General features: G+C 68.2%; 28 protein-coding genes, 1 tRNA gene and 2 pseudogenes. 16 read left to right on the top strand and 15 right to left on the bottom strand.

Features of this window, described 5'->3' with window-relative positions:
- Nucleotides 1-52 precede the first annotated feature (52 nt).
- Entirely contained in the window at nucleotides 53-475 is a 423-nt protein-coding gene (locus ACFXJ5_RS12045) for a type II 3-dehydroquinate dehydratase (RefSeq protein ID WP_384630225.1), read from the top strand.
- Here the strand turns inward: ACFXJ5_RS12045 and ACFXJ5_RS12040 are convergent.
- Entirely contained in the window at nucleotides 459-1,703 is a 1,245-nt protein-coding gene (locus ACFXJ5_RS12040; RefSeq protein WP_384630224.1) for a serine hydrolase domain-containing protein, read from the bottom strand. The two genes, ACFXJ5_RS12045 and ACFXJ5_RS12040, sit on opposite strands and share 17 nt — an antisense overlap.
- 360 nt (nucleotides 1,704-2,063) lie before the next feature.
- Here ACFXJ5_RS12040 and ACFXJ5_RS12035 point away from each other — a divergent pair.
- Nucleotides 2,064-2,136: transfer RNA gene (locus ACFXJ5_RS12035), tRNA-Arg, on the top strand.
- A gap of 144 nt (nucleotides 2,137-2,280) precedes the next feature.
- Here the strand turns inward: ACFXJ5_RS12035 and ACFXJ5_RS12030 are convergent.
- From ACFXJ5_RS12030 to ACFXJ5_RS12005, 6 genes are all read right to left on the bottom strand, one after another.
- Nucleotides 2,281-3,102: an aminoglycoside phosphotransferase gene (locus ACFXJ5_RS12030; RefSeq protein WP_384630223.1), complete on the bottom strand. Its 822-nt coding sequence runs from the start codon at nucleotides 3,100-3,102 to the stop codon at nucleotides 2,281-2,283.
- A 76-nt stretch (nucleotides 3,103-3,178) separates the two neighbouring features.
- Nucleotides 3,179-3,313 (bottom strand): hypothetical protein, encoded by a 135-nt coding sequence (locus ACFXJ5_RS12025; protein WP_384630222.1) that lies wholly within the window; start codon nucleotides 3,311-3,313, stop codon nucleotides 3,179-3,181.
- A gap of 2 nt (nucleotides 3,314-3,315) precedes the next feature.
- Nucleotides 3,316-4,431: a radical SAM protein gene (locus ACFXJ5_RS12020; RefSeq protein WP_384630221.1), complete on the bottom strand. Its 1,116-nt coding sequence runs from the start codon at nucleotides 4,429-4,431 to the stop codon at nucleotides 3,316-3,318.
- A 51-nt stretch (nucleotides 4,432-4,482) separates the two neighbouring features.
- A complete protein-coding gene (locus ACFXJ5_RS12015; protein WP_384630220.1) occupies nucleotides 4,483-4,848 on the bottom strand; it encodes a hypothetical protein in 366 nt (121 codons plus the stop codon).
- On the bottom strand, nucleotides 4,842-5,351 hold the full coding sequence (locus tag ACFXJ5_RS12010) for a hypothetical protein (protein ID WP_384630219.1): 510 nt from the start codon (nucleotides 5,349-5,351) through the stop codon (nucleotides 4,842-4,844). The genes ACFXJ5_RS12015 and ACFXJ5_RS12010 overlap by 7 nt, the downstream gene beginning before the upstream one ends.
- Nucleotides 5,345-5,806 (bottom strand): ATP-binding protein, encoded by a 462-nt coding sequence (locus ACFXJ5_RS12005; protein WP_384630218.1) that lies wholly within the window; start codon nucleotides 5,804-5,806, stop codon nucleotides 5,345-5,347. The genes ACFXJ5_RS12010 and ACFXJ5_RS12005 overlap by 7 nt, the downstream gene beginning before the upstream one ends.
- Before the next feature lie 216 nt (nucleotides 5,807-6,022).
- On the opposite strand from ACFXJ5_RS12005, the gene ACFXJ5_RS12000 reads away from it, so the two are divergent.
- Nucleotides 6,023-7,342, top strand: a complete 1,320-nt coding sequence (locus ACFXJ5_RS12000) for a helix-turn-helix domain-containing protein (protein ID WP_384630217.1) — start codon at nucleotides 6,023-6,025, stop codon at nucleotides 7,340-7,342.
- Here ACFXJ5_RS12000 and ACFXJ5_RS11995 read toward each other — a convergent pair.
- Both ACFXJ5_RS11995 and ACFXJ5_RS11990 read right to left on the bottom strand, forming a co-directional pair.
- A complete protein-coding gene (locus ACFXJ5_RS11995) occupies nucleotides 7,339-7,875 on the bottom strand; it encodes an NUDIX hydrolase (protein ID WP_384630216.1) in 537 nt (178 codons plus the stop codon). The two genes, ACFXJ5_RS12000 and ACFXJ5_RS11995, sit on opposite strands and share 4 nt — an antisense overlap.
- 96 nt (nucleotides 7,876-7,971) lie before the next feature.
- Nucleotides 7,972-8,097, bottom strand: coding sequence for a hypothetical protein (locus ACFXJ5_RS11990; RefSeq protein ID WP_384630215.1), 126 nt, complete (start codon nucleotides 8,095-8,097; stop codon nucleotides 7,972-7,974).
- Nucleotides 8,098-8,271: 174 nt separating this feature from the next.
- On the opposite strand from ACFXJ5_RS11990, the gene ACFXJ5_RS11985 reads away from it, so the two are divergent.
- A complete protein-coding gene (locus tag ACFXJ5_RS11985) occupies nucleotides 8,272-8,667 on the top strand; it encodes a VOC family protein (protein ID WP_266360597.1) in 396 nt (131 codons plus the stop codon).
- A gap of 411 nt (nucleotides 8,668-9,078) precedes the next feature.
- Entirely contained in the window at nucleotides 9,079-9,711 is a 633-nt protein-coding gene (locus ACFXJ5_RS11980) for a hypothetical protein (RefSeq protein WP_384630214.1), read from the top strand.
- Here the strand turns inward: ACFXJ5_RS11980 and ACFXJ5_RS11975 are convergent.
- The gene (locus ACFXJ5_RS11975) at nucleotides 9,679-10,764 is read right to left on the bottom strand and encodes a hypothetical protein (RefSeq protein WP_384630213.1); all 1,086 of its coding nucleotides are present in this window, start codon (nucleotides 10,762-10,764) and stop codon (nucleotides 9,679-9,681) included. The two genes, ACFXJ5_RS11980 and ACFXJ5_RS11975, sit on opposite strands and share 33 nt — an antisense overlap.
- A gap of 547 nt (nucleotides 10,765-11,311) precedes the next feature.
- Nucleotides 11,312-11,973: pseudogene (locus ACFXJ5_RS11970) on the bottom strand (transposase); the annotation flags it as partial.
- 1 nt (nucleotide 11,974) lies between these two features.
- Between ACFXJ5_RS11970 and ACFXJ5_RS11965 the strand changes: the two are divergent.
- Nucleotides 11,975-12,458, top strand: a pseudogene (locus ACFXJ5_RS11965) (protein kinase family protein); the annotation flags it as partial.
- Between the two features lie 42 nt (nucleotides 12,459-12,500).
- Here ACFXJ5_RS11965 and ACFXJ5_RS11960 read toward each other — a convergent pair.
- Complete coding sequence (locus ACFXJ5_RS11960) at nucleotides 12,501-12,959, bottom strand: DUF1348 family protein (RefSeq protein WP_384630212.1); 459 nt, start codon at nucleotides 12,957-12,959, stop codon at nucleotides 12,501-12,503.
- A 127-nt stretch (nucleotides 12,960-13,086) separates the two neighbouring features.
- Here ACFXJ5_RS11960 and ACFXJ5_RS11955 point away from each other — a divergent pair, with 127 nt between their 5' ends.
- From ACFXJ5_RS11955 to ACFXJ5_RS11925, 7 genes are all read left to right on the top strand, one after another.
- Nucleotides 13,087-13,644 carry a TetR/AcrR family transcriptional regulator gene (locus ACFXJ5_RS11955; RefSeq protein ID WP_384630354.1) on the top strand — a complete coding sequence of 186 codons (558 nt, stop codon included), beginning with the start codon at nucleotides 13,087-13,089 and terminating at the stop codon, nucleotides 13,642-13,644.
- A 228-nt stretch (nucleotides 13,645-13,872) separates the two neighbouring features.
- A complete protein-coding gene (locus tag ACFXJ5_RS11950; RefSeq protein WP_384630211.1) occupies nucleotides 13,873-15,399 on the top strand; it encodes a glycosyltransferase 87 family protein in 1,527 nt (508 codons plus the stop codon).
- A 197-nt stretch (nucleotides 15,400-15,596) separates the two neighbouring features.
- Nucleotides 15,597-16,487: an ABC transporter substrate-binding protein gene (locus ACFXJ5_RS11945; RefSeq protein ID WP_384630210.1), complete on the top strand. Its 891-nt coding sequence runs from the start codon at nucleotides 15,597-15,599 to the stop codon at nucleotides 16,485-16,487.
- Complete coding sequence (locus ACFXJ5_RS11940) at nucleotides 16,487-18,115, top strand: amino acid ABC transporter permease/ATP-binding protein (protein WP_384630209.1); 1,629 nt, start codon at nucleotides 16,487-16,489, stop codon at nucleotides 18,113-18,115. The genes ACFXJ5_RS11945 and ACFXJ5_RS11940 overlap by 1 nt, the downstream gene beginning before the upstream one ends.
- Nucleotides 18,112-18,582: a RidA family protein gene (locus tag ACFXJ5_RS11935; protein ID WP_384630208.1), complete on the top strand. Its 471-nt coding sequence runs from the start codon at nucleotides 18,112-18,114 to the stop codon at nucleotides 18,580-18,582. The genes ACFXJ5_RS11940 and ACFXJ5_RS11935 overlap by 4 nt, the downstream gene beginning before the upstream one ends.
- The gene (locus ACFXJ5_RS11930) at nucleotides 18,579-19,712 is read left to right on the top strand and encodes an acetamidase/formamidase family protein (RefSeq protein WP_384630207.1); all 1,134 of its coding nucleotides are present in this window, start codon (nucleotides 18,579-18,581) and stop codon (nucleotides 19,710-19,712) included. The genes ACFXJ5_RS11935 and ACFXJ5_RS11930 overlap by 4 nt, the downstream gene beginning before the upstream one ends.
- Before the next feature lie 83 nt (nucleotides 19,713-19,795).
- The gene (locus ACFXJ5_RS11925) at nucleotides 19,796-20,542 is read left to right on the top strand and encodes a FadR/GntR family transcriptional regulator (protein ID WP_384630206.1); all 747 of its coding nucleotides are present in this window, start codon (nucleotides 19,796-19,798) and stop codon (nucleotides 20,540-20,542) included.
- On the opposite strand, the gene ACFXJ5_RS11920 is transcribed toward ACFXJ5_RS11925, so the two are convergent.
- Entirely contained in the window at nucleotides 20,516-20,863 is a 348-nt protein-coding gene (locus ACFXJ5_RS11920) for an ArsR/SmtB family transcription factor (protein WP_384630205.1), read from the bottom strand. The two genes, ACFXJ5_RS11925 and ACFXJ5_RS11920, sit on opposite strands and share 27 nt — an antisense overlap.
- Nucleotides 20,864-20,949: 86 nt before the next feature.
- Between ACFXJ5_RS11920 and ACFXJ5_RS11915 the strand changes: the two genes are divergently transcribed.
- From ACFXJ5_RS11915 to ACFXJ5_RS11905, 3 genes are all read left to right on the top strand, one after another.
- Nucleotides 20,950-21,300: a VOC family protein gene (locus tag ACFXJ5_RS11915; RefSeq protein ID WP_384630204.1), complete on the top strand. Its 351-nt coding sequence runs from the start codon at nucleotides 20,950-20,952 to the stop codon at nucleotides 21,298-21,300.
- Between the two features lie 36 nt (nucleotides 21,301-21,336).
- Nucleotides 21,337-22,077: a type 1 glutamine amidotransferase domain-containing protein gene (locus ACFXJ5_RS11910; protein WP_384630203.1), complete on the top strand. Its 741-nt coding sequence runs from the start codon at nucleotides 21,337-21,339 to the stop codon at nucleotides 22,075-22,077.
- Between the two features lie 224 nt (nucleotides 22,078-22,301).
- Nucleotides 22,302-24,185 carry a ricin-type beta-trefoil lectin domain protein gene (locus ACFXJ5_RS11905; protein ID WP_384630202.1) on the top strand — a complete coding sequence of 628 codons (1,884 nt, stop codon included), beginning with the start codon at nucleotides 22,302-22,304 and terminating at the stop codon, nucleotides 24,183-24,185.
- 53 nt (nucleotides 24,186-24,238) lie between these two features.
- Here the strand turns inward: ACFXJ5_RS11905 and ACFXJ5_RS11900 are convergent, their stop codons facing one another.
- Both ACFXJ5_RS11900 and ACFXJ5_RS11895 read right to left on the bottom strand, forming a co-directional pair.
- Complete coding sequence (locus ACFXJ5_RS11900) at nucleotides 24,239-25,078, bottom strand: alpha/beta fold hydrolase (RefSeq protein ID WP_384630201.1); 840 nt, start codon at nucleotides 25,076-25,078, stop codon at nucleotides 24,239-24,241.
- On the bottom strand, nucleotides 25,075-26,001 hold the full coding sequence (locus tag ACFXJ5_RS11895) for an alpha/beta hydrolase (RefSeq protein WP_384630200.1): 927 nt from the start codon (nucleotides 25,999-26,001) through the stop codon (nucleotides 25,075-25,077). The genes ACFXJ5_RS11900 and ACFXJ5_RS11895 overlap by 4 nt, the downstream gene beginning before the upstream one ends.
- Nucleotides 26,002-26,052: the final 51 nt, after the last annotated feature.

The following is a 26,052-nucleotide window of genomic DNA, read 5'->3' as shown; positions in this document are numbered from 1 at the left end:
AATGCCCCAGCCCGCCTGACCCGCATGGCCCGTACTGATGAAGGAGCCGCGCATGTTCGACGCCACCGCCGAGAACGACCCCGGACGGACCGTCCTGTTCCTCAACGGCCCCAACCTCAATCTGCTGGGCGTGCGCGAGCCCGACAAGTACGGTTCCACCACGCTGCGCGAGGTCGAGGAGACCGTGACCAGGACTCTGACCGAACATGGCCTGACCGCGCGCTTCGTACAGAGCAACCACGAGGGCGTGCTGGTCGACGCGATTCATGCCGCGCACACCGAATGCGACGCGATCGTCATCAACCCCGCCGCGTTCACGCACACCTCCGTCGCACTCCGGGACGCGATCGCCGCCGTCGCTCTGCCGACCGTCGAAGTCCACATCGGTTGTCCGGCGGTACCCCGCACCGTGCTGGACGCGGTGGAGTTCCCGAAGGCCGGCCGGCGCCGGGGCTATGTCAGTGCTGGCCGGTGACGGCCTGCACCTCCTGCTGGGTGATCTCCTGCAGCGGCAGGCCGTCGTAGTTGCTGAGGACGACGCCGACCCAGCCGGTGTACGGGTAGATGTTCCAGCTGGCGCCGCTGCCGGGGTTGGCGCCGGCGCGCCCGAACACCCACTGTCCATTGATGATGTGGACCGGCATGTGGTAAGCGTCGAACGATGAGTCGGCGGAGGCTGCCCGGCCGCCCTGGGCCTGCCCATGGGGGATCTTGGCCCCGGTGAGCAGATCGGCGTAGGGCCGGTCCAGCACCGTGCCGTTGCGCAGCGCGTGTGCGAACCGGACCAGATCCGGTGCGGTGGCGAAGCCGCCGTCCCCGGGGGCATCGATGAAGCTGCGGCCTGGGTTCTTGCCTAATTCGTACGGGTACGGGCTGCCCTTGTCCAGATTGCGGACCGCGTCCACCCGGCTGCCGTCGGCCAGCGTCATGTACGAGTGCGCGATGTGCTCGTCGGTGAGCCACTGCGGCCTGGTGTAGAACGCCGTGCCGGTCATGCCGCAGCGCTCGAAGATGTTTTCCTGCACGTAGTCCCAGTACGTCTTGCCGGTCACGGCCTCCACGATCTGCGCGGGGATGGCGACCTCGGCGCCGGAGTGGTCGGTGGGAGTGCCGGGGGCGGCCACCAGCGTCGACTGCCGGGCCCACTGCTCGTAGAACTCGTGCACATCCTCCCGGCTCTGGAAGATGCGTTGCAGGTCCTCCTCCGGGGTGTTCAGCCCGGATGTGCCCGAGAGCAGGTGGTGGATGGTCACCTGCTCGGAGATCTCCTTGGCGAAGCCCGTCAGGTAAGTGCCCACCGTGTCCGACAGCTTCACCGCGCCCTGCTGCACCAACTGCAGGATGGCCACCGCGCCGAACGGCTTGCCCGCCGAGCTGAGGTCGAACGCGATGCCCTCGTGGTTGCGGATCCCCTTTTCCTTGTCGGCCATGCCGTAGCTGCGGGACAGCACCGTCCGGCCCCGGTGCGACAGCAGCACCACGCCGGAGAACTTGTCCTGGGCGGCCAGTTCCGCCAGGTACCGGTCGTAGGCTCCGCCGGGCAAGGTGTCCGGCGGGATGTCGGGGTCGGTCGGGGCCGGGTCGGCGTGGCCGGGCTGGGCGCCCACCAGCGGCACGCCGGCCGCCACCACGCCGGCAGCCGCCAGCCCGCCCCACCCGAGCAGCCGCCGCCGGTCGATACCACGTACGGAATCCGAATCCATGACCACGACCCTTTCCCAATCGACAAACCGACCCATACGCCACCCACATACGGACTCGCTGTGGTCCATGCCTCCACTGAAGACCCAAGACTGTTGCGGCGGCGTATGCGATATTCGATATGCCCGCGATACACCCTGGCCTGTTCGCTCCGACGCAGACGCAGAAGCCGCCGACCTCAGCGACAACACCGGGGAAGGCCAGGCGCACGCCAGCTGAGCTCAGACGACAGCCGCACCACCCCGCCCCTATCCGCTACCCTGTTCTGGGCTGCTCTCGCGGCAGCCCAGGCCCCTTGCCAAGACTGGCCAGAATCTCACTGAGAGTATTCAGCCACGTTTTACGCAAGGCCCGCCTCAGTCGCCTCAGTAGCTCAGGGGATAGAGCACCGCTCTCCTAAAGCGGGTGTCGCAGGTTCGAATCCTGCCTGGGGCACGTACAGCATCCACGACAGTGCCCGTGGCCCGGTTCCGGGTCGCGGGCATTCGCGTGTGGCGTTCCTGGTCAGGCATGGTGTCAAAGGCCCAGCCCCTGATCGCCAATCCCGCACGCAGTCGCGAGGTCCAGCAGCATCGCCGATCATTCTCGATCGGCCTCTCGCCGGAAGTCTCGCCACGTGCGGGCGGCGGCAGCCATGCGGCCGCTCCAGGGGTCGGGGTCGGCGCCTGCGATCTCACCCCAGATACGCGCGTTCGCTTCCGCGAAAGCGTTCGCGCCTGCCCCAGGCGCCCGCCTCCACGCCGGAATCCGCCTCGCCCACGCCTCGGCCTCGTCCGGCGTGTGCCCACCCGCAGCGATGAGCCAGATGACCCAGTAGGCGGCATCGAGCCAGGCGGCTCCGCGAGTGGCCCATCCCCAGTCGACCAGGTGGGCCTGAGGCTGGCCGGTGATCAGCAGGTTGTGATTGTTGAGGTCGGTGTGGAGCAGGCTGTCGCCCCGGAAGTACTCCAGTACGGCCGGATCGTCGACATACGACGAGAGTCGCTGTTCAGCAAGCCGCAGCGGAATGTCAGGACAGGAGACGTCACCGAGCCGGCCCAGCGCCTGCACGACCTTGGGCAGGTCGGGAGAGCCTGGGCTGTAGTCGGCGTGGTGGCCGTCGATCGTCTCGAAGCCGAGGAGGTTCCAACCGTCGGTCTCGATGTGCCACAGGAGCCGTGGAGCGAGCGGCACGACGTACGGGTTGACGTCGGCCTCACGCTGTTGCGTCCATACCCAACGGTGATCGCTTGGCAGGCCCTTGGTAAAGGCGCTGCCGCTCGCCGTGTGGATCCGCGCGGACACCGCGCTGTTGAACCCGGCGGAGACCGTCTCGACTTTGATGATGGGCCCAGTGCGGGCTTCGACGGCGGCGCGGACACGCTCGGGCAGATCCTCGAAAGACACCGGGGTGGTTGCCATGACAACAGGCTCCCAGAAGCGGAGGGAGGGCGGGGTCCACCGACACTCAGCGTCGGTGGACCCCGACCCTGGTTGATTACTGGTATGGGTTGTCGTCGCCGCAGCCCGGCAGTGCCGACTCGCCAAACGCCTCCAGGTCGTCGAGGAGGACGATCTCCTCGTCGGCCTCGGCGTGCCGGATCGGTGCGATCTCGACGTGAACAGCGGTCATGGTCAACTCCTTGTGTCTGTGTGCTGGCAGTAGTGAGCGAGTGGTGCCTTCGCCTCCTGGTAGGCCTTGGCCAACGGCCTGCATACCCGGCAGGTGCCGGACAGCTGGCAGCCAGAGCAGCCACCGGTGCGAAGCATGAGGGAGTCGGCGATGCCGCCCAATCGGGCGAGGCCTCGGACTCCTTCGGTCATGAGCGGGATCTGCCGGTCGCGGCCGACCTTGCAGATGCTTGCCATGCCGAGCGGGTCGACGTGGAAGAAGGTGTGGCCGGCTGGGCAGCCGGTGAAGATCTCGCCCTTGTTGAGGTAGCCGGGGGCCTGCGCGGCCAGGGTCTCGCCGGTGCCGAAGTAGGTGGGCGAGATGTTGGCGTACTCCTTGGTGCGCGCACCAAGGCCCTGGGCCATGGCGCGCATCTGGTCGGCCTCGTGAGCGTTGTGCCGCGTGATGATCAGCGCGAGTTCCAGCGGCACCCCACCCTCCCGGGCCGCGTGCAGGCCTCTCTCCACCAGCTTGAACGCTCCCCGGCGCTGGGTCAGTGCGTCGAAGCTGTCGGCGGTCGCGCCGTAGAGCGAGACCGTGACCTTGCTCGGCCGCATGCGAGCGAAGAGCCCGAGCATCTGCGGGCTGGCGAGGCGGGACCCGTTGGTCAGGATCTCGATCACCATGCCGAGCTCGTACGCGAGGGCATAGGCGTCGGCGAAATGCTTGTCGATCATCGGCTCACCGCCGGTGAGCTGAAGCCAGAGCACACCGGCGTCACGCAGGATGTGCAGCAGTCGGACCTTGTCCTGCCAGGCAAGGCCCTGGAATTCCTTGAGCCCGAGGTAGCAGTGCTCGCAGGCGAAGTTGCAGCCCTTGTTGATCTCGTACGAGGCGCGGCCGTATCCGTACGGGGAGGGCGTACGGACCAGGACGGTCCCCGATGCGGGCAGCCCGGCAAGGTCCGTTCCCCAGGCAAGGCGGGCATGGTCGACCAGCCAGTCCGGGCACACATGGCTGTTGTCGACTGCGTACCGAAGCTGCCGGTACTTGCTCGATGGAATCTTCAGCCCGGACGGGCTACCGGGTCGCAGGACGAGGTAACTGTCCAGGAAAGGGCTGGCGATGACTTCGTGCACGGTCACTCCTCGGGACAGGGACGGTCGTGAACTGCCGGATGCCTCGCTGTCTCAGGCCTCCTGGAACTCCTCCGAATCGATGTCGTGCCACCACTCCAGGAATGACATGGTTCGCATGGGGCAGGCCGCCAGCACGTAGTGGGCTTCGTCGTCATGCGTGGCGACCGCGTACAGCTCTCCGGCGATGAGCGCTCGCAGCGCGGCCTCGTGCTCGAGGGCGTTGCCGCACCACTCCCGAACGGGGACCGCAGCCGCGGCATCGATCTGCTCCGCAATGCGCATGGCCTGGCTGCGCAGCCAGCGCAGCGCCGGTCTGGGCGTCCGGGCCTGGCGACCCCCGAGCAAGATCGGGCGCTCGGAGGTGAAGGCTGCGCACTCGCACCAGTAGCCCTCGGATCCATCACGCGGGATCAGCACGTCGGCTCCACCCCACTGGCACGACTGCGCACGGCGCGGGCGGTGCCGAAGAATAGACGGCCAGCCTTCAGCCCGTGGTCGAGGTAGCCGTCGATGTCCGCCATGCCGCTGGTCCGGGCAAGCGGATCCAGGCCGACAATCACCGCCACATCCATCCGTTGGAGCAGCAACCGGACCCATCGGGGCTGGGCCGGAAGCCGCAGCCCGTATCGGCTCCCTTCCGGCCGCAGCACAACCTGCGAGCCCGCATGGATGGACAGGCATGGCCCCAGGTCGGGAATGGGCTCCTCCGGGCTGCCCATCCCAAGCGCGACCGCGAAGTCCCGCATCCCCTGCTCAACGCTCCTGCCGGTCCCCTCCGCACTTCGGACCGGGGCATGAGTCACCAGCACCATGCCCACCGCAGCCTCAGCCGGATCGAGGCCGACCCAGGTGAACGCGCTCAGTGACGCCAGCAGCCCGGCGGAGACGTACGAATCCTGTGACGACGACCCGGTCAGCATGCGACTGCCGCCATGCTCCAACCCGCATCGGACTCAGGTTTGAGCCGGAATTCGCACCAGACGGTCTTGCCGTATTCGCCCTCGACGACGCCCCAGTCATCAGACAGGGCCTCTACGAGCAACAACCCTCGACCAGAGACGTCCTCCAGCCGGGCAGCTCGCCGCACCGGCATGCCTGTGCCCTGGTCTTCCACCTCCACACGCAGCAGTCGGGCCCAGGCCAGAACGCGGAGCGTGAAGCCGCCGGCCGGGGGTGTCGCGTGCACAAGGGCGTTCGTACTCAACTCGCTGACGCACAGCCGGAGGTCTTCGGCCCGATCCGCGATACCCCAGCGCGCCAAGATCTCCATCGCGAAGAGCCGGGCCTCGCACACGGCCGCCTGGCTGTCGCCGAATCCGCCCTCCTCGGATCCGAGGAGACGTCCTCCGTCCACATCATCTTGCATCGTCTTCATTCGCACCGCTTCCTCCATGAGAAGCCAACGGCCTCCGCGAAGGCGTCCAAGTGATCGCCCGCGTACGCCCGATGGTTCGAGCGAGCGCAAGATCAGGTTGGCTGCGGTGACAGGTCACAAATAAGGCCCACGTGATTACCCAACGTGGGTAATCTTCTTGAACGCCCAGTTCGCCGAACGCCGTGTCAGAAACCCTCGGAGGGAGGGGATCCGACGATGCCCGCTCCGGAAGGACCGCGTGAACTTCCAGCCACGCTCCTGCGCGATCCGGAGCTGGTGCGCGCCTGCCGCACCCGGGACTTCTCCGCGATCTTCCACCTCGTACGACGGCGGGTCGGAATCTACCCCTCGCGCATCGCAGCCCTGTGCGGGATGACGCCCAGCCGGGTCGGCGAGATCATGAACGGCCAGCGCAAACTGGCCCACATCGACGTCATCGAGCGCGTCGCCGACGGGCTGCGCATCCCGGGCGCCTTGCTCGGGCTCGCCCACCGCCCCTGGGAAATCCCGCGCCAAGCGGTGGTTACCGAACCCGAACCCGCCTCCTCCGTCGCACGCACAGAGCAGGAGGAAGGAGCCGGCCAAAGCCGCACGAAGGACGTCGACGACATCCTGTCGCTCGTCGACGAAGACCGCGTCACCCGTTCCACACTGACCGCCATCCAGTCATCCATCGAGGACTACTGGCGTCGCGACGACCAACACGGCGGAGCAGCCCTCCGCCCGGCTGTGGTCGGCCAACTGCGGCACGTCCAGCGCCTCATCGGCTCCACCGCCGAGCGCGACCTCAAACGCGGCCTTCAATCCATGGCCGCCGAGCTGGCCAGGCTCGCGGGGTGGGCCTATTTCGACGCCCGCCGCTACAGCACTGCCCGCTCGTACTTCTCCCAGGCCCTCCTCCTCGCGAAGGACATCGGCGACCAGCAGTTCATCGCCAACGTCCTGTCCTGCATGAGCCTGCAAGCCACCTACGAGGGAGACGCCCGCGAAGCCACTGCCCTCGCCTGCGCCGCCCAGGACACCGCCCGCGACACGACACCGTCCGCACTGGTGATGTCCATGCTCCACATGCGTGAGGCCTTCGCTCTCGCGTCGCTCCGCGACTCCTCGGCTTGCCACACGGCCATCGACAAGGCACATCAGCACTTCGAACGAGCAACCGGCGAAGGCCCGGCTCCGCAATGGGTGCGCTACTTCGACGAGACCAAGCTCGTCGTCGACACCGGCATCGCCCTCGCCCAGCTCGGCGAACCCCACAAAGCCGAACCACTCATCGCCGAGGGCTTCCGGCGCGAGAACGCCACCCAGCAACGCGGCCGGGCCTTCCACGCCTTCTGGCTCGCCACCACCCAGCTCCAGCAAGGCGCACTGGACAAAGCCTGCGACACCGCGAGCCTCGCCCTGGAGCTGGCGACCAGCATCGAATCACCCCGCGTAACGGGCCACGTCCGCGAATTCCATAACCGACTTCAGCCATACGCCCGCGAGACCTCGGTGATCGCCTTCGAGGCGCGGATGCGCGAAGCTTTGGCCTAACCAGCAGTGGCCTCATCCAGCAGCAGATAGAGCAGCCCGATGAGGGAACCGCTGCTGACAACCTCACGGCGGTCGATCATCCCCCGGACGTCCTTGAGCGGGATCCACTCGATCCGGTCAGACTCATTCTTTTCCGTCGGCGGACCGATGTACGAAGCTGCGTCCGCCCGGAAGACGTAGTGCTCGGAGTCGGTGATGCCGTTGGCCGGCTGGCCGTAGATCAACGGCTTGACGCCCTCGACCCGCCAGCCCGTCTCCTCCTCGACCTCGCGCACAGCGGCCTGCTCGGGCGTCTCGTCAGCCTCGATCAGTCCCATGGGCAGCTCCCACGCCCACGTGTCCGTGATGAAGCGGTGCCGCCACATCATCAGGACCCGCTTCTGGTCGTCCACCACAGCCGCGACCGCCAAGTGCCGCATCCGTACGACGTGATGCTCCCAGCGCCGCCCATCGGGCTGCTGGACATCCACCAGCCACAGATTGACCCAGGAGTTGCCGTAGATCTGCCGCTCACCGTGGATCTCCCACTGCATCTGTCCAGCCCCTCTCAACGCGACGGCTCCAGCATCTCAGTTCAGCTAGTCGCGGGGAGGACCCCGGCCACTCAGTCACCACTTCGATGGTCTGGCTCAGCGAGCAGCACGGGTGCCCTTGCGGGTCCCGAGACGCTCGCGGTGTTCGAGCAGCAGCTTCGCGAGGGCCTCAGCAGTGGCCCGGCTGACATCGAGCACGCCGGTGTAGGTGACATTGGTCAACGCGTGAAGCCTCTCGGTACCCGGAACCTGTTCTTCGCAGACCTGTTCCTACCAGGGGCTTCTCGCGTATCTGATGCTGGGTCAAGCCCGTCTGATGTCCCTAGTCAGGAAGATCTCGGATCTGTCGGACGGGCGGCATACCCTGAGCCCCCGTCCGCACTATCTGGGAGAGTCATGACAAGTAGGTTCACCGAGTTGGCCGTTGACTGCCACGATCCGGAGAGGCTCGCGGCCTTCTGGTGCGAGGTCCTGGACTTCAAGGTGATCGACCGGAGCGAGGGCAAGGTCGAGATCGGCTCCTGGGTGCCTACCGTCGAGGATGTTCGGGCCCGCCAGATGCCGCCCACCCTGCTGTTCATCCAGGTGCCCGAGGGCAAGACCGTGAAGAACCGGCTTCACCTCGACGTCAGCCCGATCGACGGCAGCACCGAGGACGAGGTGACCAGATTGCTCGGCCTCGGCGCCACCAAGACGGATGTGGGCCAGGGCTCAGACCGAAACTGGGTGGTCATGGCGGACCCCGAGGGCAACGAGTTCGACGTCCTTCGCACCCTGGCACCGCAGAACTAGGCCGCGAGCGGGCACCCGTACCCCGTCACACACCGCAACTATCACGTTGCCGAGAAGACCTCATTGGGCTGTCGCAATCAAATGGCTGCCGGGCGGAGTGGCGAGTTACTCGATGGAGCCTGACCTTGCCGCACTCTGGCGGGTCGTACGCCGACGGGAGTCTGACGCTTCAGTCGAGAAACCTTAAACCCCAGCGGCCTGAGCTTCGGGGCCGGCTGTCGGCTCACCCGCAACACAGAGCCGCAAGTGCAAAGCTATCCTCATCCCTACGTCGTTGATGGGGCAGTCCTGCCCGCGTAGGACGAAGGACCGCGGGTGAGTCAAATACGTGTCGCGCTGGGTTTGTGCGCTGTCGTCGTAGGCACAGCGTGGTCCGTCGGGGGCATAGCTGCCCTTCGCTCGGTAGTCGGCGTGATCACCATCGTCGTCCCGGCACTCGTGGTGCTGGGAGGTGTGGCGCTCGTCGTGCGCACGGCCGTTCCACACGGCCGACTGGCCGGGCCACTCGCCCTCGCATGTCTGGGACTCGCAGCCCTTCTGCTCCGGTTCAGCGACTCCTCGTACATCGTCGCGGTCGAACAGAAGTCACCGACGGTCCTTATCGCAGGGGGATTCATCATGGCTCTCTTCCGCCGTCGGCCAGTGGCGTCCATCGATACCGGTGTCCGGCGGTTCACGTCCGTGGCCTATCCCCATGTGAACGAGACGTTTGCGGAGCCGAATACCACTCCTCGGAAAGTCATTGTCCGAGCCCTCCTCGGCGGCAGTGTGCGGGTTGATCTGGCACGCGCTTCCTATCCATTCGTCGACGCCCGCATGGTCGTAGACGTCACGGTCCTTGGGGGCCAGGTCGAACTGGTGGTACCCGAGGAATGGCAGGTCATGGCGGGCCGCGTCGACCTGACCTACGGCGTCCGATTCGAAGGACGGCTGTCCACAGCAGAACTCGCCCCCCTCCTGCCAAGGCCGGAGGAAGCCGACCGCCGCACAGTCGTCATTAACGTTGTGGGCTCAGGAGGAAGTGTCACCGTCATCCGGGGGTGACCCACTCGCTCTCGGTGTTGGGTGCACATACCTCAGCCCTTCGAGATCGCGCTTCGCGAGGGCACCTCGATCGCTGAAAAATTCGGAGAGCTGGACGTTCAGCTCGTACTCCCGCTCTGGCGTAACGGGGAGTTCCACATGCAGGGCAGCGAGCATGTCGAAGCGGTGCAAGTCGAAGGCGGTGGCAAGCAACCCAGCGTGCGCGGAGGCCACACGCAGCGCTCCCCGGTAAGCGCTGGCCACAAGGAGTACCGTCGCCACCGGGAGCAGGCTCCAGACATCCAACCTGAAGAGCAGCGGAAGACCGGCAGCCGTCGCGAGCCCGAAACAGACGCACAGGGCAGCGATCGAGTCGAGCAGGTCCAGCTGCTGTGTGATCGCGGTATCGAGTTTCGGCGACAGCTGTGGGTAGAGCCGGTGCGCCACCCACTGGAGGTCGAGTCCGTAGCGGCGTCCGCTGGCATCTTCGCCATCCCGCAGGACGTTCCCGAGCATCGTCGGCATGAGTCGATCATCATCGCCGATCACCGCGCTGCCTCCTCCACCGTGTATTTCGGTTCCGAAGACAGGGGCCGGGTAGCGCAGGACAGTCCGTTCGCCGCGCACGTTCATCTTCTCGATGCGGCGTTTTCTCCGCGCATGGGTCACCAATTCCCCGAATTCCACAGTAGGTTCGGGCGGCGGAGCAGAATCGGACAGAACCTCTGCCGTATTCAAACGGCGGCGGTGTCGTTCGATCGCCAGATCCGCCGCGAGCTCCACAGCAAATCGTCCGCTCCAGTAGCCCTCGAGTATCTGCACCAACGCGATCTGGAACGGTCGCAACAGCACTCCCGCCAAAAGCAGGCCGAAAGCGCCAGCGGCGGACCAGCCCGGATGGTCACCGAGGCGGAGGAAGAGCGCGCCCATGTGTACATCGCCTCCGCTGTACGCACCAGAGGACGCCAGCGCTGCAACGAAGGCCGCGAGAACGGACACCGGAAGGACGTTGATCAGGCTGAATCGCGCCCCGCCAAGAACCTTTCCTGCCGCTTGCGAGAGTGCCGATATCATCGTGCAGACTCACCCACCCGACCCAAATGATTCCGCCGCGGGGAACATCAAGCCTCCGCAGCTTCTACACTTCACGTAACTCGCCTTGGACCGCCTCTGGCTCGCTCGGCCGCAGTCCCCGCACACGTACGTTCGCTGTCGTGGCTTGCCCTTCCCCCGCGACATGGAGAAGTCCCCGGGCTTCAGCAGCACCCCGGCCACGACAAGGGCAACCGCTCCAACCAGTGATCTGCCGATCCCATCTCGCACGACTGACTCCCCCGAGGATGGCGGTGGCGTCAAGTATGCGACCCGCAGCGCCCCCGTAAGGCCTCGCGGCAGGAATCGACAGCAAAACAACGAGGGCGGACACAACTGACCCACGCCCTTTCCTAGCCTCGATCGTTCATGAGCCCTCGTCGATTCCTTGATGAGGGCTCTGTGCCTGTGTGGTGCGGCCTCTCCGGAGTTGGGGCAGGCTGGCGGCCCGACTGTCGCGTCGGGTTGGCGCCGGGTTCCACCTCTCCGGTGTGGTCGTGCGGGCTGTTGGAACGGTCGACGTGGCTCGTCAGCCGGGGTGTGGCAGGCTCTGCAGCTGGTCGATTGCCCGGGTGATGACGTCGGTCCAGTGCCATCGGGCGGTGAAGCGGAGCCAGTGGCTGCGGCCGGTGTGCACGAGCTGGGGGGAGGCGGAGAACAGCCGGAACCGGAGCCGTTTGGGTTCCCAGCGGTGGGTCTCGCCGGTCAGGGAGAGCATCGGCATCCAGGCTAGGAGGTCGAGCGCGAGGGAGACGATCTCCAGCCAGATCCGGTTCTGGGCTGTGTCGTGCAGGGGCAGGTTGCGCAGGCCAGTGTCGCGGGCGCCTCGGATGCGGTCCTCGCAGCAGGCCCGTCTGCGGTGACGGAGTTCGAGGTGGGCGAGCTGGCCGCCCTTTGTATTGGTCGCGAAGCATGTGAGCCGGTTGCCGTCGATGCCGGTGAAGTACAACTGGGCACCTGGGTGCGGGCGTTCCCTAAGGACGATCAGTCGCATTCCCTTCGGCCAGGTGCTCAGGCCGGGCATGTCGGTGATCTCCGCGACCCAGGCGCCGGGCCGCTCGGTGCCGCCTGCGTCGTAGGCCGGCGTCCACGCCTTCTTCGGGATCTTCAGCGAGGCCTGTTGATGGCGTCGGTGATGGTCATTCCGACGGAATACGACAACCATCGTCCGCGCCTGGAGAGCCAGTCGAGGTTCGAGCTGCCGGTCTTCTGCCAGTACGGCATCGGCGGGCCGAGCTTCGGGGCCTGGAGAGAGCTCGTCGTGCACACCATGACGACCAACTGGGTGCTCGCGGGGGGATACGCGGGCTTCCCCCTGATGTACCACTGGCGGGTGCTGCCGGACTCGACACCCCTGCCCGAGGAACTGGCCGACATCGAACGGGCCATCGCCTACCGGGGCGGCGGATGGCAGGTGCGCAGTCGGAATCGACGCTCTCCAGCAGTCCTCGGCGAGCGTCGCGCTGTTCCTGGAGTACATCCCGCAGAACCTGCACCAGTGGCTGGGCACTCAGGTCGAAGCAGGCGACGAGGCCACCAACCGAGCCAGTGCCATGGCGGAGAGGGACCTGGAAGCTGGAACCTCGTTCATGAACAGCCGAGGGCTCCTGCACTTCGACGCCCACTTCGAGAACATCCTGACCGACGGTCAGCTCCTCTACTTTGCGGACTACGGCCCGCATCGAGCGCGCTCGCCGGCGCCACGTCCTGAGCTGTGGTCAGCGGATGGGGAACACGGCCCCGCGTTCGGAGTCGGGTCGGGGGCCGAAGATGCGGCGGTCGGTCTCCTGGATCGGGACGTCGTTGATGCTGGCCTCGCGGCGGGCCATGAGTCCGTTGTCGTCGAACTGCCAGAGCTCGTTTCCGTACGAGCGCCACCACTGGCCGTCGATGTCATGGCTCTCGTACTGGAAGCGGACGGCGATGCGGTTGCCGTCGAAGGCCCACAGGTCCTTGCGGAGCGCGTAGTCGAGTTCACGCGACCACTTCTGGGTCAGGAGTTCGACGATGGCGGACCGGCCGGTGACGAAGGTGTCGCGGTTACGCCACTGCGAGTCCTCGGTGTAGGCGAGGGAGACCCGGTGAGGGTCGCGGGTGTTCCACGCGTCTTCGGCCGCCTGCACCTTCTGGCGGGCCGTCTCGGCGGTGAAGGGAGGGAGAGGGGGGCGAGCGCTCATGGTGGCGTCCTCGGGAGACGGGCGGACGGGTTCGCGGACCGGCTGCGCACCCGGCGGAGAACCAGCGTTCTCACTGTCTGCTGATACGCTAGAGAACGATGGTTCTCCGGTCAAGGGGTGATGGGTGGTGGACGGCGCGGACGCCCGTGAGCAGGCACTCGATGCCGCGGAGCGGCTCTTCTACGGCCGCGGTATCCAGACCGTGGGCATGGACGAGATCCGTGGCGCCTCGGGGCTCTCGCTCAAGCGGCTGTACCAGCTCTTCCCCGCGAAGGAACTCCTCGTCGAGGCGTACCTGGAGCGCCGTGACGTCGCATGGCGTGCACGCCTCGCCGAGCGTGTCGACCGGCATACGGCGGCGGACGAGCGCATCCTCGCGGTCTTCGACCACCTCCACGCGTGGTTCGGCGAGCCCGGCTTCCGGGGCTGCGCCTGGATCAACTCCTACGGCGAACTCGGCGCCACCTCACCGGGCATAGCCGCGCAGGCCCGCGCGCACAAAGGGGCGTTCACGGCCTACCTGGACACTCTCGTGGCCGCGGCGGGTCTGCCGGCAGGCACGGCCGGCAAGCTGCAACTCCTCGCCGAGGGGGCCATGGTGATGGCGGGGATCTTCGAAACCCCGGAACCGGCTCTGCAGGCCCGGGAGGCGGCGGCCGTGCTGCTGGAGGCCGCACGGCGCTGAGCGCGCGCGTCATCCGAGGTGGACGGAAGCACTCCGGATCGGCACCAAATCCCGTAAGGGTGCTGATAGCCAGGGATTTCCGCATGACCTACGGCGGGTGGCGCAGGTCATGCGGTGCCGGTGTACACAGCCTTCATCCGACTCTCAGGTTGCTCATATTTTCGGTGGCTAAATTCGCGGTATCCGAGTCTCACCGCTTGAAATCCCCGCGAAAGGCACTCCCCCCACATGCTTGACGCCTCCACTACGCCCCAGCGAGCGGACCCGATCCGCAGTGCGCTGAAGAGTGCGCGGACCAGCCTGTTCGAGAAACGGGGCGGCAGGATCGCCCTCAGCGCGGCGATCGTGATCGTCGCATTAGCAGTACGCGCCGCGATGTACCGCTACCAGTCAGGAGATTACGACTTCTTCGTAAGCCGCTGGTACGCGTACATCGACACCAACGGCGGGTTCAGCGCCCTCAAGAACACCAGCTTCGCCGACTACAACGTCCCGTACCTCTATCTGCTGGCGATACTGACCTACCTGCCGGTCCCGGTGCTTGCCGGGGTCAAGGCGCTCTCGATCGCGTTCGACCTGCTGTTGGCGTTCTTCGTCCACCGCATCGTGGCCGAGCGCTACGGGAGGCGGTCGTGGCAGCCGTTCGCGGCCGCGGCCGTTGTGCTGTTCCTGCCGACCGTGGCCACGAACAGCGGATGGTGGGCACAGGCCGACTCGGTCTACAGCTCTCTGGCGGTCGGCGGGTTCTACTTCGTCGTGCGCCGACGCCCGTGGTGGGCCTGCGTGTTCTTCGGGCTCGCCCTGTCCGTCAAGCTCCAGGCGATCTTCATCTTCCCGTTGCTGCTCGTCCTGGCCCTGTGCCGGTGGCTGCCGTGGCGGTCGCTGCTGGCCATACCGGGGGTGTACCTGGCCCTCGACATTCCGGCGCTGCTGGTCGGGGCGTCGCCCGGCGACCTGCTGACGATCTACGCCCGGCAGACGGACAGCTACCAGTCCCTCACCCTAGGCGCGCCCAACATCTACCAGTACGTCACGGCGGGCGGCGACGTCGGCACCCTGCGGACAGCGGGCATCGGTCTCACGGGCCTGGTGGTGCTCGCGCTGACGGCGTGGGTCGTGCTGCGGCGCGCCGGGCGGAAGCCGTTGCGGGTCGGCCTGCGGCGGCCCGAACTGACCCAGAACCGGCTGGTGTTGCTGGCGGCGGCCTCGGTCATCATCGTGCCGTACCTGCTGCCGGCGATGCACGAGCGCTACTTCTACCTCGCGGACGTGTTCAGCGTCCTGGTGGCGTTCCACCTGCCTCGTCGGCTGTGGTACGTGCCGGTGCTGGTGCAGACGGCGTCCTTCGGCGCGTACTGGCAGTACCTGTCGACGCAGGGCGACATGGGCTCGGGCGGCGCGTTCACCGGGGGCGGTGGCCCGGGCGCGGGCGGCCGGCCCGGTGGCGGGGCTGGTGGCGGCGGCCGACCGGGTGCCGGCGGCGGGTTCCCCCGCGGCGGTGGCGGGGCCGGTGCAGGTGCCGGTACCGGGGCCCCCGGCGGCACCGGGGACGCGACGAACCATGCGGGAGGCATGGGCGGCCGCATCGCGTCGGCCGCGTCGGACTACACGAACGCCGAGCAGAGGATCTACGCCGCCCTGATGGCGCTGGCCCTGCTGGCCGTCCTGTGGGCCGCCTTCCGCGAATTCCGGAGCCGGAAGGCGGCCGCGCCCGAACCCCCCGAGGTCGGCGACGTACTGCCGGTGGAGTCCTAGGACGTCGCAACAGACGAGGACGCCCCGCCCTGACCGGCGGGGCGTCCTCGTTTGTTGCGACGCCGTAAGAAGCCCGTGACGTTTGCGTTCGGCTACTGACGCGCCGCCGGGGCGTTCGTAAGGTGGCCACATTGGTCGGACCATCCGTCCAATGCGGGCAGCCACCAGCGCCTGCACCGTGACCGAGAGGAACGGCCATGCGCCACCTTCTGCCGATAGCCGCGGCGTCCGCCGCGTCAGTCGCCCTCCTGACGGCCTGCGGCGCCGGCTCGACGACGGAGACCGCTGCGACCACGACCACCGTTTCGTCCGCCTGCAAGCAGCTGCAGACCACTTATCCGGATCTCAAAGGCAAGACGTTCACCAACGCGATCAACCCGCACACGCCCGGCTACGAGGCGCTCGACCCCAAGGATCCGAGCAAGTACGTCGGGTTCGACGTCGATCTCGGCAGCGCAGTGGGCGGCTGTCTGGGCTTCAAGCTCACCTACAAGGCGGTGGCCTTCCCTGCGCTGCTGACCACGCTCCAGAGCGGCCAGGCCGACCTCGTCATCTCCGACATCTACGCCACCGCAGAGCGCGCCAAGGCGGCGGACTTCGTCACGTATTCGAAGGTCTACGACGGGGTGCTGGTGAAGAAGGGCAACCCGAAGAAGCTCACGGGCATCAACACCTCCCTCTGCGGGTCGACCGCCGCGCTCAACACCGGATTCGTCGAGGTGCCGCTCGTCCAGAACCTGGCCGGTGCGTGCAAGGCCGCCGGCCGTCCCGCCCCGCAGGTGCAGCTGTACGACGACAACGCCCAGTGCATCCAGGCGATCCTGGCCGGCCGGGCGGACACGTACATCAACGACGTCAACACGGTCGACCAGGCGGTCACGGCGAACCCGGACACGCTGGGCAAGGCGACCGCCGTGACGCTGCCCTACTCCATCGGCATCGCCGTACCGAAGAACAAGACGCAGTTCCGGGACGCCATCAAGGCCGCGGTCACCGAGGTCCAGAAGAACGGCACCGAGACGAGGCTGCTCAAGAAGTGGTCGCTCCAGACGGGCACGCTGGAGGCACCGAAGCTGGTGACGGGCTGATGTCCGACTTCCTCCACTACGTGGAGATGCCGTATCTGCTGCAAGGCATCCTCATCACCCTGCAACTGACCGCGCTGGGCCTGCTCGGCGGCCTGGTGCTGGGGTTCGCGCTGGCGAGCATGCAGCTGTCCCGGCACCGGCCGGTGTCCGCGGTGGCGCGCGGGTACACGATCATCTTCCGGGGCACCCCGCTGATCCTCCAGCTGGTCTTCGCGTACGACGCCCTGCCGCACGCCGGACTTCGGCTGAGCCCCCTGATGGCGGCCGGGCTGGCGCTCGCGGCCAACGAGGCCACCTTCATCGCGGAGGTCTTCCGGTCCGGCGTACTCGGGGTGGACAAGGGCCAGGTCACCGCCGGCCAGGCGCTCGGCATGACGCCGGCCGTGATCATGAGGCGGGTCATCGCTCCACAGGCGATACGTCTCATGGTCCCCGCCCTCGGCAACGAAGCCGTGACGACGCTCAAGAACTCCTCGCTCGCGTCGTTCATCGCCGTCCAGGAACTGACGCTGCGCAGCACCCAACTCGCCTCGTCCACCTTCGACTTCTTCTCCATCTTCTTCGCTTCCGGCGTGATGTACCTGGCCCTCACCGGGGCCATCAGTGCCGTACAGCTGGCGGTCGAGCGCGCCCTCGACCTGGACCGGCCCGCGTCCCGGTCGTGGGCGGCGCGGCTGCTGCCGATCCGCCGGCCGGTCGTGCCGCCGCAGGCGAGGGACGCTACCGCCGCGGCGCCCGCCGAGGCCGAGGCCGAGGCCGAGGCCGAGGCCGAGGAACCGTGGCTGCCGCCGGCCCCGGTCCAACCGTGGGAGCGGGAGGCCCGGGCCGTCGCTCTCGACGGAGCCACGGCCGCCGTCGAGGTCCGCGACCTGCACAAGGCGTACGGGGAGCACGTCGTGCTCGCCGGCCTGGAGATGACCGTACGGACCGGCGAGGTCGTCGCCCTGCTGGGACCCAGCGGGTCGGGCAAGAGCACCCTCCTGCGCAGCATCAACCACCTGGAGGATGCGGACTCGGGGGCGGTCCTGATCGGCGGCCGCCGTATCGGCTACCGGGACGACGGCAAGCCGCTGACTCCCGCGAAGGTCGCGGGCGCCCGCGCGGCGGCGGGGGTCGGCATGGTCTTCCAGCACTTCAACCTCTTCAGCCACCTCAGCGCGCTCGAGAATGTGGCCGGGCCGCTGCGGTGGGTGCACCGGATGCCGGCCGGGGAGGCGGAACGCAGGGCGCGCGAGCTGCTGGAACGGGTCGGTCTCGCCCATCGGGCCGACGCGCTGCCCCGGCACCTGTCGGGCGGCCAGCAGCAGCGCGTGGCCATCGCCCGGGCGCTGGCGCCCAGTCCCCGGGTGCTGCTGCTCGACGAGCCGACGTCGGCCCTCGACCCGGAACTGGTCCACGAGGTGCTCGAGGTGATCCGAAGGCTCGCCCGCGAGGACGGTCTGACGATGCTCATCGCCACCCACCAGCTGCGCTTCGCCCAGGAGGTCGCCGACCGGGTGGTGTTCATCAGCGAGGGCTCCGTGATCGAGGAGGGGCCCGCCGAGGTGCTCCTCACCCGTCCCAGGCACCCGACGACCGCCCGTTTCCTGCGGATCATGGGAGTGGAGAGCGTAGGAGAGGTCGCATGACAGCAAAGAACATGACAGCAAAGCAGAAGAAGGAGACCTTCGTCTTCTCACCGGAGGACGGGGTGCCACCGCAGGTCGGGCCGTTCGCCCATGCCACCCGCTTCGGATCGCTGGTGTTCGTCACCGGCCAGATGCCCACCGACCCGGCGACCGGCCGGCTGGTGGCAGGCGGCGTGGTCGCCCAGGGGGAGCAGGTGCGCCGCAACCTGGAGGCCGTACTCCGGCAGTTCGGCCTCACCTTCGACGACGTCCTCATGGTCCGGGTCTATCTGACCGACTTCGACGACTTTCCCGTCTTCAACAAGGCGTACGAAGCCTGGTTCAGCGGCCCCCTGCCGAGCCGCACGTGCGTCGGCGTCTCCGGCCTCGCCGTGGGCGCCGCGATCGAGATCGACCTCATCGCCGGAATCCCGGACGCTCCGGGCAGCCCGGATACCTCAGCCAGCCCGAACAGGAACGATTCATGAGCATGCCCCTTCTCCAGCCCCACGAGGGACCCGTTTCCGGTCGGCACTACCTGGCGTCGACCGTCGAAACGGTCACCTGGGGATGGCTCCCCGCCGAGGGCGCCGCGCCGGTCGCCGAGATGGCCTCCGGGGACACGATCACCGTGGACACCGTCTCGCACGAGGGGGTCATGGAGGACCAGGGCAGGGACCCGCGGACCTTCTTCGCGCAGTTCGGGGTGGACCCGGCCGACGTGCTGCGGGACGCCGTCGACATCGCGGCCGCGTACCCCGTCCGTGACGCCGTCGGGGACGGACCGCATGTCGCCACCGGACCGATCGCGGTCGGCGGGGCCAGGCCCGGCGACGTACTGCGGGTCGACTTCCTGGAGCTGGTGCCGCGCGCCCCGTACGGAGTCGTCTCCAGCCGGCACGGCTACGGCGCCCTGGCCGGGGAGCTCCCGCCGCTCCCGTACCCCGGTTTCGTGGCCGACCCCGGCGACCCGGACAAAGCGGGCTCCGTCTTCACCTTCTGCCGGGCCTCGGTGGATCTCGCGGGCCCCACCGGCCTCAGGGGAAGCCTGCCGGTGCCGGACGGGCGGGAGCTGCGCTTCCCCCTCGCGCCGTTCCTCGGGATGACCGGGGTCACGCCGGCCGGCGCCACTCCGCTCAACTCGGTGCCGCCCGGGCCGTTCGGCGGCAACATGGACGTCAAGGACCTTGTCGCCGGTACGAGCCTGTACCTGCCGGTGCAGGTGGACGGGGCCGGGCTCTTCGTCGGCGACCCGCACTACGCCCAGGGGCACGGCGAAGTGGCCCTCACCGCGCTGGAGGCCCCACTGCGGGCGACCCTTCGCGCGACGGTGCTGCCGGCAGCCGAAAGCCGCGCTCTGCTGGGACTGCTGCGGCGGCCCTTCGGTGAGACCTCGGAACACTGGATCGCGCTCGGCCTCCACCGCGACCTCAACGAGGCCTTCCGCGACGCGGTCCGCGAAGCCCTGCGGGTGCTGGCCGAGTTGTACGAGGTGCCGACGGACGTCGGGTACGCCTATCTGAGCGCCGCCGCGGATTTCGTGGTGAGCCAGGTGGTGGACGACGTCAAGGGCGTCCACTGCCTGATCCGCAAGAGCGACTTCAGCGCGTGGACGTGACGCCGTCGCGGGCCGGAAGCCGGGCCTGCCCGCGACAGCCGGGCGCTGTACGCTGACTGCACATTGGCGAGGAGGTAACGGGCATGGGAGTGGCGAAAGTGCCGCCGCTGCGCAGCCGTGTCCGTAGCGTCAGCGACGCGCTGGTCGCCCACCTCGAGCAGATGATCGCGCTGGGCGAACTGGGCCCGGGCGACCGGCTGCCCTCGGAGCGCGAACTGGCCGAGACGCTGTCGGTGTCCCGGACCTCTCTGCGGGAAGCCCTACACCAGCTGGAGGCCAAGCACCTCATCGAGCGGCGGCAGGGCAAGGGCACCGTGATCCTGGCGCCGCCCGCGCAGGTGGACGATCTTTACACCAGCCTCGCCGACCTGGCCGAGGCCGACCGGGAGCTGGCGAACGTGGCCGAGCTGCGGACCGTCATCGAGCCGAAGATCGCAGAATTCGCGGCCCTGCGCGCCACCAGCGCCGACCTGTTGCAGATGGACGACATCCTGCACGCCTCGGACGAGAACCTGCTGGGGGCCAAGTCCCTGGAGCTTGACATCCAGTTCCACCTGACGCTGGCCCGGGCGAGCCACAACCCGCTGCTCACCGCGCTGAGCACGATGGTCAGTTCATGGACCACCCCGGTCCGCAAGGACTCCCACAGCACTCGCGAGGGCCGCCGGGCGTCCCTCGCCGGCCACCAGGCGATCCGTGACGCGGTCGACGCCCGCGACCCGGCGGCCGCGGCCCAGGCCATGATCCTGCACCTCGCCGACGTCGACCAGCTGATCCGCCGCTCGCGCCACGACGGCACGGCCTCAGCGGACTCCACCGACCAGGCCTGACCTCCCTTCTGCGGAGGAGTCGGTGAACTCGTCCAGCACCGCGCCCAGCAGGTGGGGAAAGCGGGCGTCGAGTTCCGTCCGGCGCAGGGTCACCAGCCGGGTCTTCCCGCTGACCTGCGTGGACGTGATGCCCGCCTCGCGCAGGATGCGCCAGTGGTTCGACAGCGTCGAGCGCGGAACGGTCATCCCCTCGGGGCTGCAGGTGGTTTCGCCGTCCGTCATCAGCCGCCGCAGCAGCTCCAGTCGCACCGGGTCGCCGAGGGCGTGCAGCACGGTCGCCAGATCGAAGTCTTCGGGCTTGGGCTGGGGCAGTGCGCGCATCCGCTCTCTCCTCCTCGGGATCTGCGTCTAGTATGGCGATCAATTCAACAGTTCGGGAAAGTCGAATTGACCTCCGAGAGGCGGACATGAAGGTACTGGCCACACTGGCCCGGCTCTATGTGGATGACCTGGACCGCGCCCTGCCCGCCCTCCGCGCCCTGACAGGCCAGGAGATCCGCAGGCGCTTCACCTACTCCGGCGTGGAAGTGGCCGGCATCGGCGGCTTCCTGCTCGTCGCAGGCACCGACGAGGCCCTCGCCCCCTTCCGCAACGTCCAGAGCACCGTGCTCGTCGACAACCTCGACGGGCTCCAGGCCCTCCTGACCGCGCACGGCGGAGAGCTGCTCTCGGGCCCGAACCAGGTCCCGACCGGCCGCAACGCCATCGTTCGCCACCCCGGCGGAGTCGTCTTCGAATACGTCGAGCACTCCGCGTAGCCGTACCGAGTCGCGTCAAGGGAAGGAACGTACGCCGTGAAACTGCTCCTGCCGGTGCCGGACAGGGATTTCGACACCACGGAGGTCGCGGTGCCGTGGCGGCTGCTGACCGATCGGGGGCATACGGTCACCTTCGCCACGCAGGAGGGCGGGAGTGCTCCGGAGTGCGATCCGCGGTTGCTCACCGGGGTGGTGTTCGGGCGGCTCGGGGCCGAGCCGGAAGCGCGGGCGTTCTACGGGGAGTTGGCCGAGGCGCCGGAGTTCCGGCGGCCGGTGAGCTGGCGCACGGTGGATGTGGCGGAGTACGACGGGCTGATCCTGCCCGGCGGGCACGCGCCCGGGATGCGGCAGTACCTCGGGTCGGCCGCGTTGCAGGAGAAGGTCGCGGGGTTCTGGGCGCTGGGGCGGCCGGTGGGGGCGATCTGTCACGGCGTCCTGGTGCTCGCGCGCACCCTGGACCCGGCGACGGGGCGCAGCGTGCTCGCGGACCGGCGCACGACGTGCCTGCCCAAGGGCATGGAGCGGGCGGCGTATTACGCGACGGCCTGGCGGCTGGGGCGGTACTACCGTACGTATCCGGCTTACGTGGAGGACGAGGTCAGGGCCGCCCTGGCGGCGCCGGAGCAGTTCCAGCGGGGTCCGCGGTCGCTGAGCCGGGGCACGGCGACCGACCACTCGGAGGCCTTCGTCGTACAGGACGGGAACTACGTCTCGGCGCGCTGGCCCGGTGACGCCTACCTCTTCACGGAGCGCTTCGAGGCGCTTCTCACGCTCTGAATCAAGGCTGGCGTTCCCGTGCTTGACACCTTGACGCACCCTTATTTCACGAGTTAACTCACGGCGTGAAGTAGGTCTGGACCTTTACAAGCCCGCCTCTCCCCAGTCCGTCCCAGCCCGTCACGATGGCCAGTCGCATGTGTCAGGCCCATGACACGGATGACACACGCATGACACGCCCAAGGTCCACCGCGCCCCCACCGCCGGCCGAAAGGCATCACCCCATGAGACGCTCCCCCACCCCGCGCCCCCCACGCCGCCTGGTCGCCACGCTGCTCTCCACCGCCATGGCCGCGGCACTGGCACTGATCGGCGGGGCCCCGGCCCACGCCGCGGGCGAGGCGGTCAATGTCTGGCTCACCACCACCAATGACTCCGGCGGCCGCAATGTCACCCGCGGCCTCCAGCAGCAGACGCCCATAGCCTTCACCGCCGGCACCAGCGGCAGCGGGCAGAACGTCGTCGTCAACGAGAACACCAAGTACCAGCAGTTCAGCGGCGCCGGCGCGTCCTTCACCGACACCGCCGCCTACCTGATGAACAGCAGCGGCGCGCTCACCAGCGCGACCCGTACGGCGGTCATGCAGAAGCTCTTCGACCCGAGCTCGGGCATCGGCCTGAGCTTCCTGCGCAACCCGATGGGCGCCTCGGACCTGGCCCGCTACAGCTACACGTACGACGACGTGGCCGCCGGGGCGACCGATCCCAACCTCAACTCCTTCTCCATCAGCCATGACCTGGTCGACGTCCTCCCGCTGACCAAGCAGGCCAAGACGCTCAACCCGTCGCTGAAGGTCATGGGCACGCCGTGGACCGCCCCGTCGTGGATGAAGGACAACGGCTCCACCAGCCTGGGCTGGCTGCAGTCGCAGTACTACGCCGCCTACGCGCAGTACTTCGTGAAGTACATCCAGGCCTACGCGGCCCAGGGCGTGCCGATCGACTACGTCACCGCGCAGAACGAGCCCACCTGTTGCTCCGGCTACCCCTCCATGAACTGGAACGGCTCCGGCCTGCAGTACTTCCTCAAGACCAACCTCCTGCCGGCGTTCCACGCCGCGAATCTCAGCACCAAGGTCCTCGCCCTGGACTGGAACTGGGACACGTACGCGTCATACGGCGCGCCGACCGTCGACGACGCCACCATCCGCAACGATTCGCTCTTCGGCGGCATCGCCTGGCACGGCTACGGTGGCGACGTCACCGAGCAGACCACCGTGCACAACCAGTACCCGTCGACCGACGCCTTCGACACCGAGCACTCGGGCGGCACATGGGTCACCGACCAGCAGCGCGAAGACATGCTCAACATCATCGACTACACCCGCAACTGGGGTAAGTCGGTCGTCAAGTGGTCCCTCGCCGTCGACCAGAACATGGGTCCGCACAACGGCGGTTGCGGCACCTGCACCGGTCTGATCACCGTGCACAACGGCGACAGCCGCAGTGGCCAGGTCGACTACAACATCGAGTACTACGACATGGGCCAGCTGACGAAGTTCGTGAAGCCGGGCGCCTACCGCATCGACTCCACGGCCAACTCCACCATCCCGAACGTCGCGTGGCAGAACCCGGACGGCTCGAAGGCCCTCGTCGCCTACAACGACTCCACCTCGGCCCAGAACCTGCACGTGGTCTGGGGCGGCCAGTCCTTCACGTACTCCGTGCCCGCCCACACCTCCGCCACCTTCACCTGGAGCGGCACCGCGAGCGGCAACACCGCCCCCTCCGGCCCGATCACCGGCATCGCCGGCAAGTGCGCCGACGTCGCCGGCGCCGCCACCGCCAACGGCACCGCCATCCAGCTGTACGACTGCAACAGCAGTGCGGCCCAGAACTGGACCGTCGCCTCCGACGGTTCCCTCCAGGCCCTCGGCAAGTGCATGGACCTCACCTCCGCCGGAACCGCCAACGGCACCCAGGTCCAGTTGTACGACTGCAACGGCACCGCCGCCCAGAAATGGACCTACACCTCGGGCACCCTGGTGAACCCGGTGTCCGGCCGCTGCCTCGACGCCACCGGCGCCAGCTCGGCCAACGGCACCCGCCTGCAGATCTGGGACTGCACCGGCGCCTCCAACCAGAAGTGGACCGTGCCGACCGCCTGACCCACACCGGGTGAACGAGCGCGCCGCCGAAGGGGATTCGGCGGCGCGCTCGTTCATTTGGCCTGGCTGAACTCCCGGACGAGCTGGGCGAGCCGCGCCGGCTGGTCCAGGGGGATGAGGGTGTAGCTGTCCGCTATCTCGACCAGCCGTCCGTGCGGGAGGAGTTCGGCGAGGCGTCGGCCGTGTTCGGGCGGCATGACGCGGTCGCCGCTCGCCCAGACCACGAGGGCCGGACGGTCGTAGCTCGGCAGGCCCTCGGCCGCGGCGAGCAGGAGGCCGGTGTCCACCCCTGCGGCTCGCAGCATGCGTACGGTGTCGCGGCGGATCTCGGGCTGCTTCAGGACCGGCTTCACCCACCGGGCGGTGGCGGCGTCCCCGCGCTTGGTCAGCCACCCGAACGCGATCGGGAGTCGCCGGATCACGCGCAGCCGCATCTGCTGCATGAAGAGTCCGAACATCCGGGGCGAGAGCTTGCCGGCGAGCACGAGCGTCTTGCCTGTCAGCCCTGGCGGGAAGTTGTCGAACGCATCGCACGAGGCGAGCACGACCCGTCCCACGCGTGCGGCGCCGTCGCGCATGAGCAGTTGGACGAGTGCTCCGCCGGTGTCGTTGCCGACGAGGGTGACGTCATGCAGATCGAGGCGGTCCAGGAACTCGGCGACCAGCCGGGCCATCCCGGGCAGCGACAGGTCGGCGTCGGCGTGCATCGCATGACGGTGCGCGCCGAAGGGCAGTGTCGGTGCCACGCATCGGTGGTCTGCGGACAGTTCGGCGATCGGTCCGTCCCACAGCGAGGCGTCCATCATCAGCCCGTGCAACAGCACGACCGTGGGGCCGTTGCCACCGGTGTCCTCGTATTCGATCGGCCCGGCGGACAGCTCGATCGCCCTCATGCCGGCCGGTCCGCCGACGTATGACCGAGCAAGTGCCGCCGCAGGAAGGACAGTTCTGCCTCGACAGCCTTCTCGTGGCCACCCAGGAAGGGCTCGTAGTGCCCGCCGGGCATCCGTACGAGCTCCCCGCGGGCCGCTCGCCGCGCCGCACGGACGGCCGGACCGGCAAGCGCTGACTGATCCTGGTCGCACGCGAGGACCAGCAGCGGGCACGCCACCCGGGACGCGTCGCGGCCGGGGCGGTAGAAGCTGATACCGAACGAGGAGCGAGCGGCGATTGTCTGCTGCCAGTCCGGATACCGGTTGTCCGGGTTGAGGGCCCTGTCGCCGTCGATGCCGTCCGGCGTGGTGAGGAGCGCGACGGTGCCCGGTTCGCCAGCGAGCGGCACCAACAAGGGTGGGCGGCCGGCGAGACCGCCGAGCGTGTCGAGGAGGCCTCTGCCGGTGAGGCGGAGTATCGCGAGCGGCTTCTGGTGGCGCGTCGCCACGCGCGTGGCGGCCGGGCCGTCGGCGAGCGGCGTCTGTGCGATGGCCGCCGCCAGTTGCGGGTTGCGTGCCGCGACGCGGAGGACGTGGCCGCCCGACAGGGAGAAGCCCCAGGCCGCGAGCCTGGTCGGGTCGACTCCCGGCAGGGTCGCGGCGAACGCGATCGCGGCCTGCCAGTCGGCGAGTTGCTCCCCGATGCGCACAACCTGGCGCGGTTGGCCGCCGCTCTCCCCAAGCCGGCCGTAGTCAAAGGCGAGCACCGTGAACCCGGCCTCGTTGAACCGCTTGGCGAACGGGTCGGTGCCCGGCTCCTTGGTCACCGCGCCACCGGCGGCCATGATCACGCAGGCGCCGTTGGTTCCCGGATAGTGCCAGGCGGCGCACTCGGTGCTGCCGCTGGCGAAGCGAACCTGCTGCCGTAACACGGACACCTGCATGCCGACCTCCGAGGAGTGGACGAGATTCATCCCGCAGAAAAAGTGAACCAC

It is taken from the genome of Streptomyces sp. NPDC059373, from assembly GCF_042751495.1.
In the GTDB taxonomy this organism is placed as follows: Bacteria; Actinomycetota; Actinomycetes; order Streptomycetales; family Streptomycetaceae; genus Actinacidiphila.
Note: the sequence above shows the minus strand (reverse complement) of the source record. Positions and strands in the feature narration are given on the sequence as shown.